Source organism: Methylobacterium sp. 17Sr1-1, assembly GCF_003173775.1.
Classification (GTDB): Bacteria; Pseudomonadota; Alphaproteobacteria; order Rhizobiales; family Beijerinckiaceae; genus Methylobacterium.
In genome coordinates this window covers 6,292,474-6,311,577 of sequence record NZ_CP029552.1, presented here as the reverse complement: position 1 = coordinate 6,311,577, position 19,104 = coordinate 6,292,474, and the positions used below count along the sequence as shown (strand labels likewise).

Below are 19,104 nucleotides of genomic sequence, written 5' to 3'. Positions count from 1 at the left end.
GTCAAGGCTCGGGAGGGCTCACGCCTGCGCGAGACCGCCGTCGAGATCGGCCGCGGCGACGAGGTCCCGGGTATAGGCCTCGCGCGGGCGCTCCAGCACGGCGGCGGTCGGGCCGCGCTCGACCACGCGGCCGTTCCGCAGCACCAGCACCGTGTCGGCGAGGGCCCGGACCACCGCGAGGTCGTGGGAGATGAACAGGTAGGCGAGGCCGTGCGCCGCCTGGAGCTCGCGCAGCAGGGCGACGATGTCGCGTTGCACGGTGCGGTCGAGGGCCGAGGTCGGCTCGTCGAGGACGACGAGGCGCGGGCGTAGGGCCAGGGCCCGGGCGATGGCGATGCGCTGGCGCTGACCGCCCGAGAAGGCGTGCGGGAAGCGGTGGCGCCAGGCGGGATCGAGGCGCACCTCGGCGAAGGCCGCCGCCGCCCGGGCGTCGCGCTCGGCCGCGCTCAGATGAGGCTCGTGCACCCGCAGGCCCTCCGCGACGATCTCGCCGGCGGTGAGGCGGGGCGAGAGCGAGCCCATCGGGTCCTGGAACACCGGCTGGAAGCCGCGGCGCAGGGGCCGCAAGGCGGCGCGGTCGAGCGCCGTGAGGTCGCGGTCCTCGAACCGTACCAGGCCGTGGGCGGCGGGTTCGAGGCGGATCAGCGCCCGGCCGAGGCTCGACTTGCCCGAGCCCGATTCGCCGACGATGCCGAGGGTCTGGCCGGCCCGCAGGGTGAGGTCGATGCCGGAGACCGCGAGGCGCGGCGCCGCCGCCCGCAGGAATCGCCGCCGTCCCGGATAGGCGACCGACACGCCCCGCGCCTCCAGCACCACCGGGGCCGTGTCGGGCACCGGCGCCTTCCGGCCGGCGGGCTCGGCGCCGAGGAGGTCGCGGGTCTCGGGCGCCCGCGGGGCGCGAAACAGCTCCGCCGTCGGCCCGGCCTCGACGAGGCGGCCGGCGCGCAGAACCGCGGTGCGCTCGGCGATGCGGCGCACCAGCCGCAGGTCGTGGGTGATGAACAGGAGCGCGAGCCCGAGGCGCTGCTTCAGGTCGGCCAGCAGCGCCAGGATCTGCGCCTGGACGGTGACGTCGAGGGCCGTGGTCGGCTCGTCGGCGATGAGGAGGTCGGGCTCGCCGGCGAGCGCCATCGCGATCATCACCCGCTGGCGCTCGCCGCCCGAGAGTTCGTGCGGATAGGCCGTGAGGCGCGCGCCGGCGTCGCGCAGGCCCACGAGGTCGAGGAGTTCCCGCGCCCGCCCTTCAGCCTCGCGCCGGCCCATGCCGCGATGGGCCCGCAGGGGCAGGGCGATCTGGTGGCCGATCGAGAAGAGCGGGTCGAGGGCGGTCATCGGCTCCTGGAACACCAGGCCGATGCGGGCGCCGCGGATCCGGTCGAGGGCCGGGCGAGGAAGCGTCGTCAGCTCGGTGCCGTCGAACCGCACCGAGCCCGTCACCCGGGCCTGCGGCGGCAGGAGGCCCATGACGGCGAGAGCAACCTGGCTCTTGCCCGAGCCCGATTCGCCGACGAGGGCCAGGGTCTCGCCGCGGGCGAGGTCGATGTCGAGGCCGTCGAGCGCCGTGACGCCGGCTTCCGGGTAGCGCACGGTCAGGCCGTGCAGGGACAGGAGGCTCGGGCGTCCCGGGTTCATGCCGCCTCCCGCGGGTCGAGGGCGTCGCGCAGGCGTTCGCCGAGCAGCGTCAGGGCAACGAGGGTGACGACCAGGAAGCCGGCCGGCACCACCAGCATCCACGGCGCGGTCTCGAGGCTGCGGGCGCCGTCGGCGATCAGCACGCCCCAGCTCGTCGCCGGCTCCTGCACGCCGAGCCCCAGGAACGACAGGAAGCTCTCGAGCAGGATCACCCGGGGCACCATCAGGGCCGCGAAGGCGACGACGGGCCCGAGCAGGTTCGGCACGACGTGCCGGCGCAGGATCGCCGCCGTCGAGAGGCCGAGCGCCTCCGCCGCCCTGACGTAGTCGCGCCGTCGGATGGCTTGCGCCTCGGCCCGCACGATGCGGGCCATGTCGAGCCACTCGACGGCGCCGACCGCGACGAAGATCAGCGCCACCGAGCGGCCGAAGAACACCACCAGCATGATGACGAAGAACACGAAGGGCAGCGAGTACAGGATGTCGACGAGGCGCATCATCGCCGCATCGACCCGCCCGCCGAGGGTGCCGGCGAGCGCGCCGTAGACGACGCCGATGCCGAGCGCCACCGCGGTCGCCGTCAGGCCGAGCGCCAGGGACAGGCACCCGGCGACGAGGGTGCGGGTGAGGAGGTCGCGCCCGAGCGCGTCGGTGCCGGCGAGGAAGCGCAAGGCGCGCAACGGGGCGTCCACGGTGAGCCGGCGCCCGTCCTCGGAGCGGGCGAGGATGCGGGCCTCCCCGAAGGTGTCGGAGCGGGAGAAGAAGGTGAGCACCCGCGGGTCCACGGGCTTGTCGGAGGCGAGCGTCAGGCGGACCGCGTCGGGAGTCACCGACACGTCCTCGGCCCGCATCCGCATGCGGAAGGCGAGCCGGTCGAGGGCCGGGCGCACGGCGTCCGCCTTAGGGTAGAGCGCGAGCGAGGGCGGGGTGCCGGGATAGTCGTAGTAGAGCCGGTCGTAGGGGTGTCCGGTGAGGAACGGGCCGAGGGTGCAGGCGAGGGCCACGAGGAGCAGCACGGCCGCGCTCGCCCGTGCCAGGCGGTCACCGACGAGGCGCCTTCGGGCGCGGGCGAGGAGCGAGGCATCGGCGAAGGCCGTGCCGGCACTCACCCGAAATCCCTCAGGCGGGGGTCGATGAGGGCGCAGGCGAGGTCGGACAGGAGGTTGAGCACGAGGACGAACACCGCGATCAGCACCACCGTGCCGAGCACCAGCGTGTAGTCGCGGTTGATCGCCCCGTCGACGAAGTAGCGCCCGACCCCGGGCAGGCCGAACACCGTCTCGACCACCACCGAGCCGGTCAAGAGCCCCGCCGCCGCCGGCCCGAGATAGGAGACGACGGGAAGGGCCGCCCCGCGCAGGGCATGGAGCGCCAGGATCCGCGGTGGCAGGCCAAGCGCCCGCAGGGTGCGCCAGTGCGGCCGGTCGAACACCTCGACGAGGCCGGCCCGGGCGAGGCGGGCCACCACGGCGACCTGCGGCAGCGCCAGGGTAACGACCGGCAGGACGAGGTTTTTCGGAGCGCCGCCGTCCCAGCCGCCGACGGGGAGCCAGCGCAGGGACAGCCCGAAGGCGATCTGGAGCAATGGCGCCACCACGAAGCCCGGCACGGTCAGGGCGAAGGTACCGAGCGTCGTGACCGCATGGTCGAGCCACGAGCCCCGCCGCAGGGCCGCGAGGCCGCCCAGCAGCGTGCCGAGGAGGAGCGAGAGACCGAGCGCCAAGCCGCCCAGGATCATCGAGACCGGCAGGCCGCGGGCGAACAGCTCCGCCACCGAGAGGTCGCGCACGGAGAAGGACGGCCCGAGATCGCCCCGAGCCAGGGAGGCGAGGTAGCGGCCGTACTGGACGAGGAGCGGCTGGTCGAGGCCGTAGACCCGGCGCAGATTCTCCATCGCGGCGGCCGGCAGCGGCCGCTCCAGGTCGAACGGCCCGCCGGGCGCCAGCCGCACCAGGAAGAACGACAGGGTGACGACGAGAAAGAGCGTCGGGACGGCCTGGGCGAGGCGGCGCAGGACGTAAGCGATCATGCCAGCGACAGCCAGCGGGTCGGCGAGACGCCGCGCAGGTTGGGCACGAAGCCGCGCAGGCGCGGTCCGATCAGGTGCTTGTGCCGGTAATGCAGCAGCGGGATCCAGGGCAGGTCGGCGAGAAAAAGCTCTTCCGCGCGGTGGAGGATCCGGGCCCGGGCCTCGAGGTCGGTCTCGCGGGCGGCGTCGCGCATCAGGGCGTCGTAGGCCGGGTTGGCGTAACGGCCGGAATTGAAGCCGTCATTGTCGCTCTCGACCAGGAACAGGAAGTTCTGCGGGTCGGCATAGTCGGCGAGCCAGCTCATCCGGGCGACGTCGAAGGGGCCGCCGTCGCGCAAGTAAGCGAAATGGGTCTTGGCGTCGGTGGCGGCGAACGAGGTCGCGACGTTGAGCGGGCGCCATAGATCGGCGATCGCCACCATGGTGTTCCGGTTGTTGTCGGTGATGTTGTAGCGCAGCTCGACCGCGAGCGGTTTCCCCCCCGGGCCGTAGCCGGCCTCGCGCAGGAGCGCGACCGCCGCATCCTCGCGCTCCAGCGGCGAGAGGTCCCGGCCCGGCATCACCGGCGGCGGCAGCGCGTTATCGAGCCCGGCGGGGGTCAGGGAATAGGCCGGCAGCATCGTGTCGCCCCACACCGCCTCGGCCAGGAACTCGCGGTCGAGGGCGAGCGACAGGGCGCGGCGCACCCGCGCATCGTCGAGGGGGCGCTTGCGCACATTCACCATCAGCGCCAGCACGCCGAGGGCGGGGTTGAGCACCACGGCCTCGCCGAAGCGGGATTTCAGGGACTTCACCTGGTCGGCGGGCAGGTCCTCCAGCGAGTCGATCTCGCCGGCGGCGAAGCGGCGCACCGCGGCGGCGAGGTCCGGGGTCGGGATGTACTCGACCTGGGGGATCGCGACCTGGCCGGCCTCGCGGTAATGCGGGTTGCGGACCGCGGTGATGCGGTCGTTCGGCGAGAAATCCTTGAGCAGGTAGGCGCCGTTCGACACGAGGTTGCCGGGCCGGGTGAAGGCCTCGCCGAAACGGGCGAGCGAGGGCCGGTGGACGGGCGTGCTCGCCTGATGGGCCATCAGTTCGACGAAGTAGGGCGTCGGCTGCGCGAGCCCGATCACCACCGTGCCGGGATCCGGCGCGGCGACCCCGACCGCGTCGACCGGCATCGCCCCGCGGTTGACGTCCTGCGCGTTGCGGATCGGCGCCAGCACGCTCGCGTATTTCGCCCCCGTCGCCGGGTCGAGCATGCGGCGGAAGCCGTGGACGAAATCGTCGGCGACGACCGGGTCGCCGTTCGACCAGCGACCGTCGGGCCGCAACCGGAAGGTCCAGGTCAGGCCGTCCGCGGAGGTGGTCCAGCTCGCGGCGGCGCCCGGCACCAGGGCGCCGTCGGGGCCGTAGGCGCTCAGGCCCTCGTAGAGGTCGAGGAGGATCGTCGCCTCGGCGACCGTCGAGGTCTTGTGCGGGTCGAGGGTCTCGGGATCGGCGCCGTTGCCCCGCCGGTAGGCGGCGGGGCCGGCGGCTTGAGGACCGGCGGCTTGGGCCGGGCGCACCAGGCTCGCGGCGCCGAGACCCGCAAGGATGTCGCGGCGCCGCATCATTCGGCTCAGGCGCCGGTCTCGGCCTGGAGCCCGGCGGCCGCGATGCCGGCGAGCGCCGCCTTCTCGTCGTTGTCGGAGGTGTCGCCCGAGATGCCGACGGCGCCGACGAGCTTGCCGTCGCGCTTGATCAGCACGCCGCCCGGCACCGGGATCAGGCCGGCCGGACCCGCCACATGGGTCACCGCGGCGACGAAATAGGCCTGCTCCTCGGCCCGCTTGGCGATGGCCCGCGAGCCGATGCCGAGCGCCAGCGCGCCGTTGGCCTTGCCGGTGGCGATCTCGGACCGCTTGAGGCTGGTGCCGTCCTCGACGCCGGCCGCCTTGAGGGCGCCGCGGGCATCCAGCACCACCACCGCCAGGGGCTTGAGCCCCAGCTCGCGGCCGGCCTTCAGGGCGGCGGTCACGATGGTCGAGGCGGCGTCGAGGGTGAGGTCGGACATCGTCGTCAAGCTCCGGGTCGTCGGGCGAGCGGTTCCCCGCTCGGGTGGGCCCGGCTTACCCGGTGGGGCGGGCGGCGCCAAGGAGGTCGTCCGGGCGCCGCCCCTCGCCCTCAATCGGTGAACACCACCGTCTTGCGGCCGTTGGCGATCACCCGGTCCTCCAGGACGTAGCGCACGGCGCGGGCCAGCACCCGGCGCTCGATGTCGCGGCCCTTGCGCACGAGGTCGTCGGGGGTGTCGCGGTGCGAGATGCGCTCGACGTCCTGCTCGATGATCGGCCCCTCGTCGAGGTCGCCGGTGACGAGGTGCGAGGTGGCGCCGATCAGCTTCACGCCGCGCTCGTGCGCCTGGTGATAGGGCTTCGCCCCCTTGAAGCCGGGCAGGAACGAGTGGTGGATGTTGATGCAGCGCCCCGAGAGTTTTTGGGCGAGGTCGTCCGACAGGATCTGCATGTAGCGGGCGAGCACCACCAGCTCGGCGCCGGTCTCCTCGACGAGGCGCCACAGGGCGGCTTCCTGCTGCGGCTTGGTGTCGGCGGTGATCGGCAGGTGGTGGAACGGGATGCCGGCAAGGTCGGCGGCACCGTAGATCTCGCGCGGGTAGTTCGAGACCACGGCGCAGACCTCCATCGGCAACTCGCCGATGCGCCAGCGGTAGAGGAGGTCGTTGAGGCAGTGATCGAAGCGCGAGACGAGCAGCATCACGCGCCGTTTTTCGGCCCGGTCGCGCAGGGTCCAGTCCATACGGAAGCGCGCGGCGACCGCCTCGAAGCCCGCGGCGAGGACATCCCGCCCCGGCTCGCCCTGCACGGGGTTGAACACGATCCGCATGAAGAAGCGGCCGGTCTCGACGTCGTCGAATTGCTGCGCGTCGAGGATGTTGCACCCGGCCTCGAACAGGTAGGCCGAGACGCCGGCCACGATCCCCGGGACGTTGGTGCAGGAGAGGGAGAGGACGTAGGAAGGGGTGGTCATGGGGATGCGGGCCGGAACGAGGACGTCGCCACGCCCTAGGCGATCGTTCCGGGCGCGTGAAGCCCCGGAATGTCCCGACGGACGCCGTCCCTCACGAAAGCCACCCGGTCCCAGGTCACGCCGGGTCGGCGGAGCTGGGCATCCTCGTCCGTCCGGCACAGGATGCAGCGCAGGCCGTGCGCCTCGGCCAGCGCGATCGTCTCGGCGGCGGAGACGTCGAACATCCGGCGCCCGGGCGGCACCGGGCCGTGGCGCAGCGACAGGGCCGTCACGCCGCCGGGCCGCAGCAGAGCGGCGAGGCGCGGCATCGCGCGACGACGCTCGGCCGCGTCGAGATGCATCCAGACGGCGGTGAGCATCACGACGTCGAAGGCAGCGCCGCGCCCGGCGAGGGCGGGCAGGTCGGGCAGGCCGTCATTTAGCCAGTCGATCAGCGGCGAGGGATGCAGGGCGACCGCCCGCCGGCGCAGCTCGACTGTCGGCTCGACGGCCGTCACCCGGTAGCCGAGGGCGGCGAAGCCCGCCGCGTCGCGCCCGGTCCCGGCCCCGATGTCGAGGACGCGGCCCGGCGGCGCGGGCAGAAGCGGCAGGATCGCCGCGTGGACGTCCGAAAAGGCGATGCTCTCGTAGCGCGAGACCAGCGCCTCGGCCTCCGCGGCGTAGCCGTCCGTGCCGCTCGCGCCCGTCACCCGTCCGCCTCCAGCTCGCCGCTCACCATCAGCCATTCCTCCTCCGCGGTCCCCAAGGCCGAGGCGGCCTCCGCGCGCATGCGGGCGAGTTCGCCGGCCTTGGCGGCGTCGGTGCGGAAGGCGGTGCCGTCGGCCAAAGCCGCGTCGATCTTGGCGATGGCCGCCGAGAGCTTCGCCATCCGCGCCTCCACCGCCTCGAGCTTGCGGCGCAAGGGGGCGAGGGCCGCCCGGCGCTCGGCGTTGGAGCGGCGCTCCACCGCCTTGGCGCCGCCGGTGGATTCCTGGCTCTTCGCCGCGTCCGTCTCGGGGCCGGCGAGCACCAGGCGGCGGTAATCGTCCATGTCGCCGTCGAAGGGCTTCACGGTGCCGTTGCCGACGAGCCAGAGCCGGTCGGCGCAGGCCTCGACCAGGAAGCGGTCGTGGCTCACCAGGATCACCGCGCCCTCGTAGTCGTTGATCGCCTCGACGAGGGCCTGGCGGCTCTCGATGTCGAGGTGGTTGGTCGGCTCGTCGAGGATCAGGAGGTGCGGGCCGTTGAAGGCGGCGAGGCCCATCAGCAGCCGCGCCTTCTCGCCGCCGGAGAGCTGCGAGACCGGGGTGTCGGCCTTGTGGCCGGGAAAGCCGAGGCGGGCGGCCGCGGCGCGGGCCTTCGCCTCCGGCACGTCCGGCATCAGGTCGCGCACGTGGGCGTAGGCGCTCTCGGCGGGCCGCAGCTCGTCGAGCTGGTGCTGGGCGAAGTAGGCGACGTTCATCTTGCCCCAGCGCCGCACCTCGCCCGAGAGCGGATCGAGCCGGCCGCCGATGAGCTTGCAGAAGGTCGACTTGCCGTTGCCGTTGGCGCCCAGCAGCGCCACCCGGTCGTCGGGGGCGAGCGTCAGGTTGAGGCCCGTCAGCACCGTGCGGTCGGGATACCCGGCCTGGACCCGCTCCATCGCGACGAGGGGCGGGGAGAGGGCGCGCTCCGGGCTCGGCAGGTGGATCACCGGCACGTCGTCCTCGATGAGCGCCGCGATCGGCTCCATCTTGGCGAGCCGCTTCATCCGCGACTGGGCCTGACGCGCCTTGGTGGCCTTGGCCTTGAAGCGGTCGACGAAGCTCTGGAGATGGGCGCGCTCGGCCTCCTGCTTCACCCGGGCCTTGGCCTGGAGCATGCGCTTCTCGGCGAGCTGGCGGGCGAAGGAGGTGTAGCCGCCGCGATAGAGCGTGAGCTTGCCGCGGTCGAGGTGGAGGATGTGGTCGACGGAGGTGTCGAGCAGGTCCCGGTCGTGGCTGATGATCAGCGCGGTGCGGGGATAGCGCTCGAGGTAGTCGTAGAGCCAGAGCGTGCCCTCGATGTCGAGGTAGTTGGTCGGCTCGTCGAGGAGCAGCAGGTCCGGCTCGGAGAACAGCACAGCGGCAAGAGCCACCCGCATCCGCCAGCCGCCGGAGAAGTCGGAGCAGGGCCTCCCTTGCGCCTCCGCATCGAAGCCGAGGCCGTGCAGGATCGCGGCGGCCCGGGCCGGGGCCGAGTGGGCGTCGATGTCGACGAGCCGGGTCTCGATCTCGGCCCGGCGCAACCCGTCGGCGGTCTCGGCCTCGGCGAGCAGCCGCGCCCGCTCGGTATCGGCGGCGAGCACCACCGCGTGCAGGGTCTCGGGGCCGGCCGGCGCCTCCTGGGCGACGCCGCCGACCCGCGTACCCTTCGGCAGCCCGATCGTGCCGCCCTCCGTGGGGATCTCGCCCTGGATGATGCGGAACAGCGTGGTCTTGCCGGCGCCGTTGCGGCCGACGATCCCGACCCGCGCCCGCTCGGGCAGGGCGAATCCGGCTTGGTCGAGGATCAGGCGGTCGCCGATCCGGTAGGTGAGGTCGTTCACGCGGAGCATGGCCGGCGTTGTGGCGGCGGCGGGCGTGGGAGGCAAGGGGCGGTGCGTCGCGCTGCGCGGTTCCCGGCGCCGACCTCGTCGCGGGCGCTCGCCGGTTCGGTGGGGCCAGTCCGGATGAGCCCGCGGGTTTGATCGATGCGATCAGATCTCGGCGATCCCACCTGTGCCCTCACGCCGTGGACGTGAATGCAGGGGCCTCGAAGCAGGGTTCCAGGAAACGCTGAGCGCCTATCCGACCGAAGCGCACAGAGATTGGAAGCGGACGCATCCCCTCCCCACAAGGGTAGGGGCTCTCCGGGGAAATGAGTGGCGCGGGTTTCCCCTCCCCCCTCTGCGGGGGAGGGTGGCCCCTGCGTCAGCAGGGGTCGGGAGAGGGGACGCCGCTTCCGGATATGGCTGAGCCGTTCTGTAGGGCGCGAGCTGGATCAGCGTCGCCCTGCCCCTCTCCCGCCCGGCGCACGAGTGCTTCGCACTCGCAGCCGGGCACCCTCCCCCGCAGAGGGGGGGAGGGGAAAGCCCCGCGCTACTTCGTTTCCTCGGACAACCCTGCCACACTGGAACGCAGAGGCTCGCTCAATCTTTATCTAACTGGATCAAGCGGTAGCCGTCACATTCCCGCGCTATGCCGCAGAGTTTCGCAAATATCACCTTGGTCAAAAGGATCAGCCAACTGTCCTTCCGCCGTCGGTCGCCGCAGCAAGAAGTCAGGATTGGGTCTATCGGTGGAAAATTGAAGCATGTCTCTGGAACAATGGTGCCCGGGGACGGAGTCGAACCGCCGACACTGCGATTTTCAGTCGCATGCTCTACCAACTGAGCTACCCGGGCGCACCGGCCGCGCAGGGCGACGGACCAAGCACCAGAGATCGTCCCCGTTCAGGGACGGCACCACTCACGTCAGGGACGAGGAAGTGGTGCCCGGGGACGGAGTCGAACCGCCGACACTGCGATTTTCAGTCGCATGCTCTACCAACTGAGCTACCCGGGCCCGCCGGCTGCGTGGGGCAGCGGCGTTGAGCGGGGGTATAGAGACGCTCGGATCGCCTGTCCAGCCGTCTCGTGCGGGCGCGCGGGCGATTGTTTGCCGGCGCCCGGCAGGTCGCCTTCACCCCTCCGCCGCCCGGCGACGGCGGGGGGCGCGGCCCGGACTCGCCGGGCTGCGCGGACGGCGGGTGCGGGGCTTCTTCGCCGAGCCCTCCCGGGTGGCGGCCTCGCGGGCGGGGGCCGCTTGGGTGCCGGAGCGCGGGCCGTCGCCGCCCGCATGGGCGTCGAGGAAGGCGCGGCAGGCGGCGAAATCGGTCTCGATCTCGGGCGGCAGCGCCTCCAGGCGCTTGGCCCGGGCGAGCGAGGCGGCGAAGCGCAGCATCGCCGGGGTCGGGGGACGGGGCGCGCCGTCGCCAGCGGGTGCCATCTTCGGTCCGGCATGAGTGTTGAGGAAGACCCGGCAGGCGCCGGCATCCCGCTTGGCCTCCGGGGGGAGGGGGATGCCCTTGCGGGCGGCGAGCGAGGTCGCGAACGACACCATCGCGGCGGTCGGCGCACGGCCGCCGCGGGGCGGGGCCTCGCCCTCTACCGCCAGGCGCTCGGCACCCGAGACGGCGCCGATCAGCGCCTCGACCCGCTCGCGGGTGCGCTGGCGGAAGGCGTTCGCCCGGCGCAGAGCCTCGTCCTTCGTCGTCGCCCGGCCGATCTCGGCCAGCTCCGATTCGAACACCGCCCGCCCGACCGGGTCGCCATAGGCCGGAAAAACCCGGCGCACCGCGGCGACGAAGGCGAGGCCGACCTCCGTCACGGTGATCGCCGGATCCTTGCCCTTCAGCAGCGTGACGTAATGGCTCTTCATCAGCTTCGGCAGCACCGCGTCGCGGGTCGCCGCGGTGCCGAGCCCCTTCGGTTCGGTCGGGTTGGCGGGGTTCTCCAGCGCCCGCTTGAGGGCCGGATCCTCGACCTGGTCGATCAGCCGGCCCATTACCACCGGCAACTCGCCCCGGGTGATGCGCCGCGGCGGCTCGGTCCGGGCGGTCTCGATCTTCGGCTTCCCGCCGGTGCCGGCCTCGCCGTCGCGGACCGGCGGCAGGCGGCCGGTGGTCGGCTCGTCGTCGGCCTTGGTCTTGCCCGGTACGACCTCGTCCTCGTCGGCCTCGGTGCCGTAGAGGGCGCGCCAGCCCGGCACCTTCACCACGCTGCCGGTGATGACGAAGCGCTTCGCGCCCAGCGGCGTCGGGACGTCGGCCGTGACCGTGGTGCGGGCGTCGATCCCGTCGGCCATGTGAGCGGCGAGGAAGTTTTTCGCGACGAGCAGCCAGAGCTTCTGCGCGTCGGGCGCGACGTCGCCCGGCCCGGGCACCTTGCGCAGCGGCACGATGGCGTGGTGCTCGCCCGGATCCTTGACGTAGTGGCCCTTCGGCCCGCGGCGGATCTGCGGCGTCGCGGGGTTGTGCGCGGCGAGGTCCTTGTCGACGGGGGCGATCGCCGCGAGCACCGCGCCGGCGTCCTTGGCTTGCGACTCCGGCAGGTGCACCGATTCGGTGCGGGGATAGCTCAGGAACCCCTTGTCGTAGAGCGCCTGCGCGTGGCGCGCCGTGACCTGCGGGTCCCAGCCGAAGCGCTTGGCGCAGGCCCGGGCCAGGGTGTCCTTCGAGAACAGCCTTGGGGGTGCCCGCCGCACGTCCTTCTGCACCACCGCGAGCGGGCCGGCCCAGCCCACGGCCGCGTCGCGGATCGCCTCGGCGTCCTTGATGTCGAAGATCTTGTCCTTCGGCGCGTGCCAGAGCGTCAGGCTGGCGCCGCTCTCGGTCGTCACCGGCAGTGCAACCTTGTAGAAGTCGCGCGGCACGAAATTCCGGATGCGCTCCTCGAGGTCGGCGAGGATGGCGAGCGTCGGCGTCTGCACCCCCCCGAAGCGCCACGGCTCGCGGAAGGCCGGCGGGCGCAGGCGCAGGGACACCGCCCGCGTGCCGTTGAGGCCGAGATGCCAGTCCTCGTATTGCCGGCACAGGGCCTCGAGATAGGCGGCGTAGTCGCGCTCGCCGGAATCGTCCTCGCGGGCGAGCAGCCCGAAGGCACGGCGGATCGAGATCTCGTCGAGGGCGCCCAGCCGCAGCCGGTCGACCCGGCCACGCCAGCCGAGATGCTCCAGCACCTCCCAGGCGATCATCGAGCCCTCGCGGCCCGGATCGGTGGCGATGATCACCCGCTCGACCCCGTCGAGCGCCTGGCGGATCGCCGCGAGCTTCGGCGCGTGCGACTGGCCCGAGCGGCCGTGGCCGGGGGCGACCGGCAGCCGCTCCATCGCGATTGGCAGCGCGTCGAAGCGCCAGGGCTTCCAGTCCGGCCGGATCTCCCCGGGCTCGGCCACCTCCAGGAGATGGCCCTCGGCGGCGACGCAGACCGTGCTGGGCGAGCGGAAGAACCGCTGCACCTGGCGCATCGCCGAGGGCTTCTCGAAGAAGAAGAGAGTCTTGCCAGAAAGAGTCTTGCCGGAAGAGGACTGGCCGGACGCTCGACCGGCGGAGGTGGCCTGCGCCATGGAAGCGGGTCGCTCCTGGACGGGCGGGCAGCCCGAACGAAGCAGGAACATACCGGAGGGGCCCCGGGGCGGTCAACGGTCTGACCCCGCGATCCCCGCCGGGCGGGTTGCTCAAGTGGCGGTCACGCGCCGCCCCGAAACACTGCTTGCGCGCCGTCCATTCCTCACATAAAGATATCTTTATGTTTGAAGTCGGAGGCGAGGAGCCCCTCGAGATGACCGCCACCGTCCCCTTCGCCGACGCTCTGGGCGTGCTGCGCGCCGCGGCGGAGGAGACGCGCCTGCGCATCCTGGTGCTGCTCGGCGAGGGCGAATTGTCGGTCTCCGATCTCACCGACATCCTCGGCCAGTCGCAGCCGCGGATCTCGCGCCACCTCAAGCTCCTGGTCGAGGCCGGGCTGGTGGTGCGCCACCGCGAGGGCGCCTGGGCGTTCTTCCGCCTGCGCGAGGGCGCGGCGGGGCTGGTGGCGCCCCTCGTCGCGGCGCTCGACGCCGGCGAGCCGCCGCTCTCCGAGGACCGGGCCCGGCTCCAGGCGGTGCGGACGCAGCGGGCGGAGGCCGCCCAAAACTTCTTCGCGCGGCTCGCGCCGCAATGGGACCGGGTGCGCTCGCTCCACGTGCCGGAGGCCACCGTCGAGGCGGCGGTGCTCGACGTGCTCGGGGGAGGGCCCATCGGCAGCCTCGTCGATCTCGGCACCGGCACCGGGCGGATGCTCGGCCTGCTCGCGCCCCGGGCCGCCCGGGCCACGGGGCTGGATGCCAACCATGCCATGCTGTCGGTGGCCCGCGCCAACCTGGAGCGCCAGGGCCTGACCCGGATCGACCTGCGCCAGGGCGACATCCACGCGCCGCCCTTCGGCCGGGCGAGCTTCGACCTCGTGCTGATCCACCAGGTGCTGCACTACCTCGACGACCCGGCGCGGGCCCTGCGCGAGGCCGCGCGCCTCGTCGCGCCGGGCGGTCGCCTGCTGGTGGTCGATTTCGCGCCCCACAGCCTCGAATTCCTCCGCGCGGACGAGGCGCATCGCCGCCTCGGCTTCGCCCCCGAGCAGGTCGCCGGCTGGCTCTCCGAGGCCGGGCTGACCGACGTGCGGCTGCGCCACCTCGCGCCCTCCGGGGCCGCGGAGCACCAGCTCACCGTCACGCTCTGGCTCGCCCATCATCCGGAGGCGGCCGCCGGTCTGCCCGACCGCGCCGTCGCTTGAGATCCGCTTTCCGACTTTTCGCCCGAGGCCGCCGATGTACCCCACCGCCTTCCGCCCGAGCCGCGAGAGCCGCCGCCCGATCCGGGTCTCGTTCGAGTTCTTCCCCCGAAGACCCCGGAGATGGAGGCGACCCTGTGGTCGTCGATCGAGCGCCTGGCGCCGCTGGGCCCCAGCTTCGTCTCGGTGACCTACGGCGCCGGCGGCTCGACCCGCGAGCGCACCCACAACACCGTGTCGCGCCTCGTGCGCGAGACCGACCTGAAGCCCGCCGCCCACCTCACCTGCGTGGCGGCGACCAAGGGCGAGGTCGACGACGTTGTGCGGGCCTATCACGAGGCCGGCGTGCGCCACATCGTGGCCCTGCGCGGCGACCCGGCGGAGGGCGTCGGCACCGCCTACACGGCGCATCCGGGCGGCTACGAGCGCTCCTGCGACCTCGTCGCCGGCATCAAGCGCATCGGCGACTTCGAGGTCTCGGTCTCGGCCTATCCCGAGCGCCACCCCGAGGCCGGCTCCCTCGACCAGGACCTCGATGCCCTGAAGGCCAAGGTCGATTGCGGCGCCGACCGCGCCATCACCCAGTTCTTCTTCGACAACGACCTGTTCTTCCGCTACCTCGACCGGGTGCAGTCGCGGGGGATCGACATCCCGATCATCCCCGGCATCCTGCCGGTGCAGAACTTCAAGCAGGCCGCCAACTTTGCCCGCCGGACCGGCGCCTCGGTGCCGGACTGGCTCGCCGCCCGCTTCGAGGGGCTGGAGGACGACGTCGCCACCCGCAAGCTGGTGGCCGCGGCGGTGGCCGCCGAGCAGGTGCTGGACCTCGTTGACCGAGGCGTCACCGATTTCCACTTCTACACCATGAACCGGGCCGACCTCGTCTACGCGATCTGCCACCTGCTGGGCTTGCGTGCGGCGCCGGCGGCGGCGGAGAAGGCGGCGGCCTGACCCACTACCTCGCCACCGAAAGTTTCCCGGGCCGCATCACGCGGCCCGGCTTGATTCTGTCTCGACCGCACTGCCCGACATTCGCTGGAACCCCACCCCGATGACCGACCCCCGCCCCGCCGACGGTGCCGAAATCCTGACCGCCCTGCGCCGGCGCGCGGCGGAGAAGATCCTCGTCCTCGACGGGGCGATGGGCACGGTGATCCAGCGCCTCGGCCTGACCGAGGCCGACTTCCGCAGCGATCGGTTCCGCGATCACGCCCATGACCAGAAGGGCAACAACGACCTCCTGATCCTGACGCAGCCCGACGCGATCCGGCAGATCCACCTCGATTACTTCCTCGCCGGCGCCGACGTCGTCGAGACGAACACCTTCTCGGGTACCACGATCGCTCAGGCCGATTACGGCATGGAGCCGATCATCCACGAATTGAATGCGCAAGGCGCGCGCCTCGCTCGCGAAGCGGCGTTGCTGGCGGAGAAGCAGGACGGTCGCCGCCGCTTCGTCGCCGGCGCGATCGGCCCGACGAACCGCACCCTGTCGATCTCGCCGGACGTCAACAATCCGGGCTACCGCGCCGTCACCTTCGATCAGGTCTGCGACGCCTACGCCGAGCAGGTGCGCGGCCTGATCGCCGGCGGCGCCGAGCTGATCCTGATCGAGACGATCTTCGACACGCTGAACGCCAAGGCGGCGGTGGCGGCGTCGTGGCAGGTCTTCGAGGAGACCGGCATCCGCCTGCCGATCATGATCTCGGGCACCATCACGGATCTGTCCGGCCGCACCCTGTCGGGCCAGACCCCGACGGCCTTCTGGCACTCGCTGCGCCACGCCGAGCCGCTGACCTTCGGGCTCAACTGCGCGCTCGGCGCCCGCGAGATGCGCGCCCATATCGACGAGCTGTCGCGCACCTGCGACACGCTGGTCTGCGCCTATCCGAATGCCGGCCTGCCGAACGAGTTCGGCCTCTACGACGAGAGCCCGGAGGCGATGGCCAAGCTCGTCGGCGAGTTCGCCGAGAGCGGCCTCGTCAACATGGTCGGCGGCTGCTGCGGCACCACGCCGGACCACATCCGCGCCATCGCCGGGGCGGTGGCCGGCAAGGCGCCGCGCCGCGTGCCGACCGTGAGGCCGCTGATGCGGCTGTCGGGCCTGGAGCCGTTCACGCTGACGCCCGAGATCCCGTTCGTGAATGTCGGCGAGCGCACCAACGTCACCGGCTCGGCGCGCTTCCGCAAGCTCGTCACCAACGGCGACTACGCCGCCGCCCTGGACGTGGCCCGTGACCAGGTCGCGGCCGGTGCCCAGGTGATCGACGTCAACATGGACGAGGGCCTGCTCGATTCGCAGAAGGCGATGGTCGAGTTCCTCAACCTCGTCGCCGCCGAGCCCGACATCGCCCGCGTGCCGGTGATGATCGACTCGTCGAAATTCCCGGTCATCGAGGCCGGCCTCAAATGCGTGCAGGGCAAGGCGATCGTGAACTCGATCTCCCTCAAGGAGGGGGAGGAGAAGTTCATCGCCGAGGCCAAGATCTGCCGCGCCTACGGCGCCGCCGTGGTGGTGATGGCCTTCGACGAGCAGGGCCAGGCCGACACGCTGGAGCGCAAGGTCGCGATCTGCACCCGCGCCTACGAGGTCCTCACCCAGAAGGTCGGTTTCCCGCCCGAGGACATCATCTTCGATCCCAACGTCTTCGCGGTGGCGACCGGCATCGAGGAGCATGACGGCTACGGCGTCGCCTTCATCGAGGCGGCGCGGATCATCCGCGAGACCCTGCCCCACGCCCATATCTCGGGCGGCATCTCGAACCTGTCCTTCGCCTTCCGCGGCAACGAGCCGGTGCGCGAGGCGATGCACGCGGTGTTCCTGTACCACGCGATCAAGGTCGGCATGGATATGGGCATCGTGAATGCCGGCCAGCTCGCGGTCTACGACGAGCTGCCGGCGGAGTTGCGCGAGCTGTGCGAGGACGTCGTCCTCAACCGCCGTTCCGATGCGACCGAGCGCCTGCTCGACGCCGCCGCCCGCTTCAAGGAGGGCGGGCAGGCGCAGGCCAAGGGCGCCGACCTCGCTTGGCGCGAGGCCCCGGTCGAGAAGCGCCTGGAGCACGCGCTGGTCAACGGCATCACCGAGTACATCGAGGCCGATACCGAGGAGGCACGGGCGAAGGCCGAGCGGCCGCTCCACGTCATCGAGGGCCCGCTCATGGCCGGCATGAACGTGGTCGGCGACCTGTTCGGCGCGGGAAAGATGTTCCTGCCGCAGGTGGTGAAGTCGGCCCGCGTCATGAAGCAGGCGGTGGCCTACCTGATGCCGTTCATGGAGGCGGAGAAAGCCGCCAACGGGGGTGTCGGCGGGCGGCAGGCCGCCGGCAAGGTGCTGATGGCGACCGTCAAGGGCGACGTCCATGACATCGGCAAGAACATCGTCGGCGTCGTGCTCGCCTGCAACAACTACGAGATCATCGATCTCGGCGTGATGGTGCCGGCGGCCAAGATCCTGGATACCGCGCGGCGTGAGAACGTCGACATCGTCGGCCTGTCGGGCCTGATCACGCCCTCCCTGGACGAGATGGTCCACGTCGCGGCCGAGATGGAGCGCGAGGGCTTCGACGTGCCGCTGCTGATCGGCGGGGCGACGACGAGCCGGGTCCACACCGCGGTGAAGATCCACCCGGCCTACGCCAAGGGCCAGGCGGTCTACGTGACCGATGCGAGCCGCGCCGTCGGCGTGGTCTCGAACCTGCTCTCGCCCGACACCAAGGTGCAGACGATCGAATCGGTGCGGGCCGAGTACAAGCGCGTCGCCGAGGCCCATGCCCGCTCGGAGGCCGACAAGCAGCGCCTGCCGCTGGCTCGTGCCCGCGCCAACGCCTTCAAGGCCGACTGGTCGGCGTACACGCCGGTCAAGCCGACCTTCACCGGCACGCGGGTGTTCCGCAGCTACGACGTGGCGGAGCTCGTCCCCTACATCGACTGGACGCCCTTCCTGCAGACCTACGAGTTCAAGGGCCGCTATCCGGCGATCCTCGACGACCCCGAGCAGGGGCCGGCCGCCCGCGCCCTGTTCGAGGACGCGCAAGCCATGCTGCGCCAGATCGTCGAGGAGCGCTGGTTCAACCCGAAGGCGGTGATCGGCTTCTGGCCGGCCAACGCGGTCGGCGACGACATCCGGCTGTTCACCGGCGAGAGCCGGACCGAGGCGCTCGCCACCTTCCACGGCCTGCGCCAGCAGCTCTCGAAGCGAGACGGGCGGCCGAATACCTGCCTGTCGGATTTCGTGGCGCCGGCCGAGACCGGGCTCCCGGACTATGTCGGCGGCTTCGTCGTCACGGCGGGCCTGGAGGAGGTGCGGATCGCCGAGCGCTTCGAGCGCCAGAACGACGATTACAAGTCGATCCTGGTCAAGGCGCTCGCCGACCGCATCGCCGAGGCCTTCGCCGAGCGGATGCACGAGCGGGTGCGGCGGGAGTTCTGGGCCTACGCGGCGGACGAGGCCTACAGCCCGGCCGAACTGGTCACCGAGCCCTATGCCGGCATCCGCCCGGCCCCGGGCTACCCGGCCCAGCCCGACCACACCGAGAAGACGACGCTGTTCGATCTGCTCCAGGCCGAGCCGCGCATCGGCGTCAAGCTCACCGAATCCTACGCGATGTGGCCGGGCTCCTCGGTCTCGGGCCTCTACCTCGCCCACCCGGACGCGCATTACTTCGGCGTCGCCAAGGTGGAGCGCGACCAGGTCGAGGATTACGCTGCCCGCAAGGGAATGGACGTGGCCGAGGTCGAGCGCTGGCTCGGGCCGGTGCTGAACTACGACACGGCGCGGTATCGGGCGGCGGCGGAGTAGGGGGCTTGGCTTCCGGGGCGGCCCGTCCTCGGGATGGCGACCTCACGGTGACACATTCCTGAGTATCCGGGATCGTTCGTGCGCCTCGCCCCCTTTCCCGGACGACTGAAGCGTCAGCGGAAGGAGATCCGGGATCCAGCGCAAGAAGTCGCGAAGCGTCTTTGTGTCTGCTGCGGCGCAACAATCAGAGCCGCTTCGCGGCGAGTCTTGATGCTGGATCCCGGATCTCCTTCCACTTCGTTACAGTCGTCCGGGAAAGGGTGGAGGCTCGATCGGGATCGTGGACGAACCCGGTGGAGGACCCGGACCCCACCCCCTGACCCGGGCTTGACCGCCGCCGCCGGC

The 19,104-nt window shown here is 71.9% G+C and carries 11 protein-coding genes, 2 tRNA genes and 1 pseudogene; 3 read left to right on the top strand and 11 right to left on the bottom strand.

What is annotated here, in order from left to right:
- Positions 1-18: 18 nt before the first annotated feature.
- From DK412_RS28875 to DK412_RS28825, 11 genes are all read right to left on the bottom strand, one after another.
- Positions 19-1,632, bottom strand: a complete 1,614-nt coding sequence (locus DK412_RS28875) for a dipeptide ABC transporter ATP-binding protein (RefSeq protein ID WP_109974793.1) — start codon at positions 1,630-1,632, stop codon at positions 19-21.
- Complete coding sequence (locus tag DK412_RS28870; RefSeq protein ID WP_109974792.1) at positions 1,629-2,741, bottom strand: ABC transporter permease subunit; 1,113 nt, start codon at positions 2,739-2,741, stop codon at positions 1,629-1,631. The genes DK412_RS28875 and DK412_RS28870 overlap by 4 nt, the downstream gene beginning before the upstream one ends.
- A complete protein-coding gene (locus tag DK412_RS28865; protein WP_109974791.1) occupies positions 2,738-3,661 on the bottom strand; it encodes an ABC transporter permease subunit in 924 nt (307 codons plus the stop codon). Before DK412_RS28865 ends, DK412_RS28870 begins: the two co-directional genes overlap by 4 nt.
- Positions 3,658-5,256, bottom strand: coding sequence for a peptide ABC transporter substrate-binding protein (locus tag DK412_RS28860; RefSeq protein WP_204165464.1), 1,599 nt, complete (start codon positions 5,254-5,256; stop codon positions 3,658-3,660). The genes DK412_RS28865 and DK412_RS28860 overlap by 4 nt, the downstream gene beginning before the upstream one ends.
- 8 nt (positions 5,257-5,264) lie before the next feature.
- Positions 5,265-5,699, bottom strand: coding sequence for a heme-binding protein (locus DK412_RS28855; RefSeq protein WP_109974789.1), 435 nt, complete (start codon positions 5,697-5,699; stop codon positions 5,265-5,267).
- Positions 5,700-5,809: 110 nt separating this feature from the next.
- Entirely contained in the window at positions 5,810-6,673 is an 864-nt protein-coding gene (gene purU / locus DK412_RS28850; RefSeq protein ID WP_109974788.1) for a formyltetrahydrofolate deformylase, read from the bottom strand.
- A gap of 35 nt (positions 6,674-6,708) precedes the next feature.
- Positions 6,709-7,362, bottom strand: a complete 654-nt coding sequence (locus DK412_RS28845; protein WP_245447339.1) for a class I SAM-dependent methyltransferase — start codon at positions 7,360-7,362, stop codon at positions 6,709-6,711.
- Positions 7,359-9,227 (bottom strand): ABC-F family ATP-binding cassette domain-containing protein, encoded by a 1,869-nt coding sequence (locus tag DK412_RS28840; protein ID WP_109974786.1) that lies wholly within the window; start codon positions 9,225-9,227, stop codon positions 7,359-7,361. The genes DK412_RS28845 and DK412_RS28840 overlap by 4 nt, the downstream gene beginning before the upstream one ends.
- Before the next feature lie 752 nt (positions 9,228-9,979).
- Positions 9,980-10,055, bottom strand: a tRNA-Phe gene (locus DK412_RS28835).
- A gap of 84 nt (positions 10,056-10,139) precedes the next feature.
- A tRNA-Phe gene (locus DK412_RS28830) sits at positions 10,140-10,215 on the bottom strand.
- Positions 10,216-10,332: 117 nt separating this feature from the next.
- Positions 10,333-12,756, bottom strand: coding sequence for a DNA topoisomerase (locus DK412_RS28825; RefSeq protein WP_109974785.1), 2,424 nt, complete (start codon positions 12,754-12,756; stop codon positions 10,333-10,335).
- Positions 12,757-12,971: 215 nt separating this feature from the next.
- On the opposite strand from DK412_RS28825, the gene DK412_RS28820 reads away from it, so the two are divergent.
- The 3 genes and pseudogenes from DK412_RS28820 (at position 12,972) to metH (ending at position 18,759) form a co-directional block, all read left to right on the top strand.
- Positions 12,972-13,961 carry a metalloregulator ArsR/SmtB family transcription factor gene (locus tag DK412_RS28820; protein ID WP_109975557.1) on the top strand — a complete coding sequence of 330 codons (990 nt, stop codon included), beginning with the start codon at positions 12,972-12,974 and terminating at the stop codon, positions 13,959-13,961.
- A 34-nt stretch (positions 13,962-13,995) separates the two neighbouring features.
- Positions 13,996-14,909, top strand: a pseudogene (gene metF / locus DK412_RS28815) (methylenetetrahydrofolate reductase [NAD(P)H]).
- A 100-nt stretch (positions 14,910-15,009) separates the two neighbouring features.
- Complete coding sequence (gene metH / locus DK412_RS28810) at positions 15,010-18,759, top strand: methionine synthase (protein WP_109974783.1); 3,750 nt, start codon at positions 15,010-15,012, stop codon at positions 18,757-18,759.
- Positions 18,760-19,104: the final 345 nt, after the last annotated feature.

Bases quoted from the DNA above. Each gene is read 5' to 3' on its own strand.
- DK412_RS28860 (WP_204165464.1), bottom strand. From the start codon at position 5,256: ATGCGGCGCCGCGACATCCTTGCGGGTCTCGGCGCCGCGAGCCTGGTG.
- DK412_RS28875 (WP_109974793.1), bottom strand. From the start codon at position 1,632: ATGAACCCGGGACGCCCGAGCCTCCTGTCCCTGCACGGCCTGACCGTG.
- DK412_RS28820 (WP_109975557.1), top strand. From the start codon at position 12,972: ATGACCGCCACCGTCCCCTTCGCCGACGCTCTGGGCGTGCTGCGCGCC.
- purU (WP_109974788.1), bottom strand. From the start codon at position 6,673: ATGACCACCCCTTCCTACGTCCTCTCCCTCTCCTGCACCAACGTCCCG.
- DK412_RS28855 (WP_109974789.1), bottom strand. From the start codon at position 5,699: ATGTCCGACCTCACCCTCGACGCCGCCTCGACCATCGTGACCGCCGCC.
- metH (WP_109974783.1), top strand. From the start codon at position 15,010: ATGACCGACCCCCGCCCCGCCGACGGTGCCGAAATCCTGACCGCCCTG.
- DK412_RS28865 (WP_109974791.1), bottom strand. From the start codon at position 3,661: ATGATCGCTTACGTCCTGCGCCGCCTCGCCCAGGCCGTCCCGACGCTC.
- DK412_RS28840 (WP_109974786.1), bottom strand. From the start codon at position 9,227: ATGCTCCGCGTGAACGACCTCACCTACCGGATCGGCGACCGCCTGATC.
- DK412_RS28825 (WP_109974785.1), bottom strand. From the start codon at position 12,756: ATGGCGCAGGCCACCTCCGCCGGTCGAGCGTCCGGCCAGTCCTCTTCC.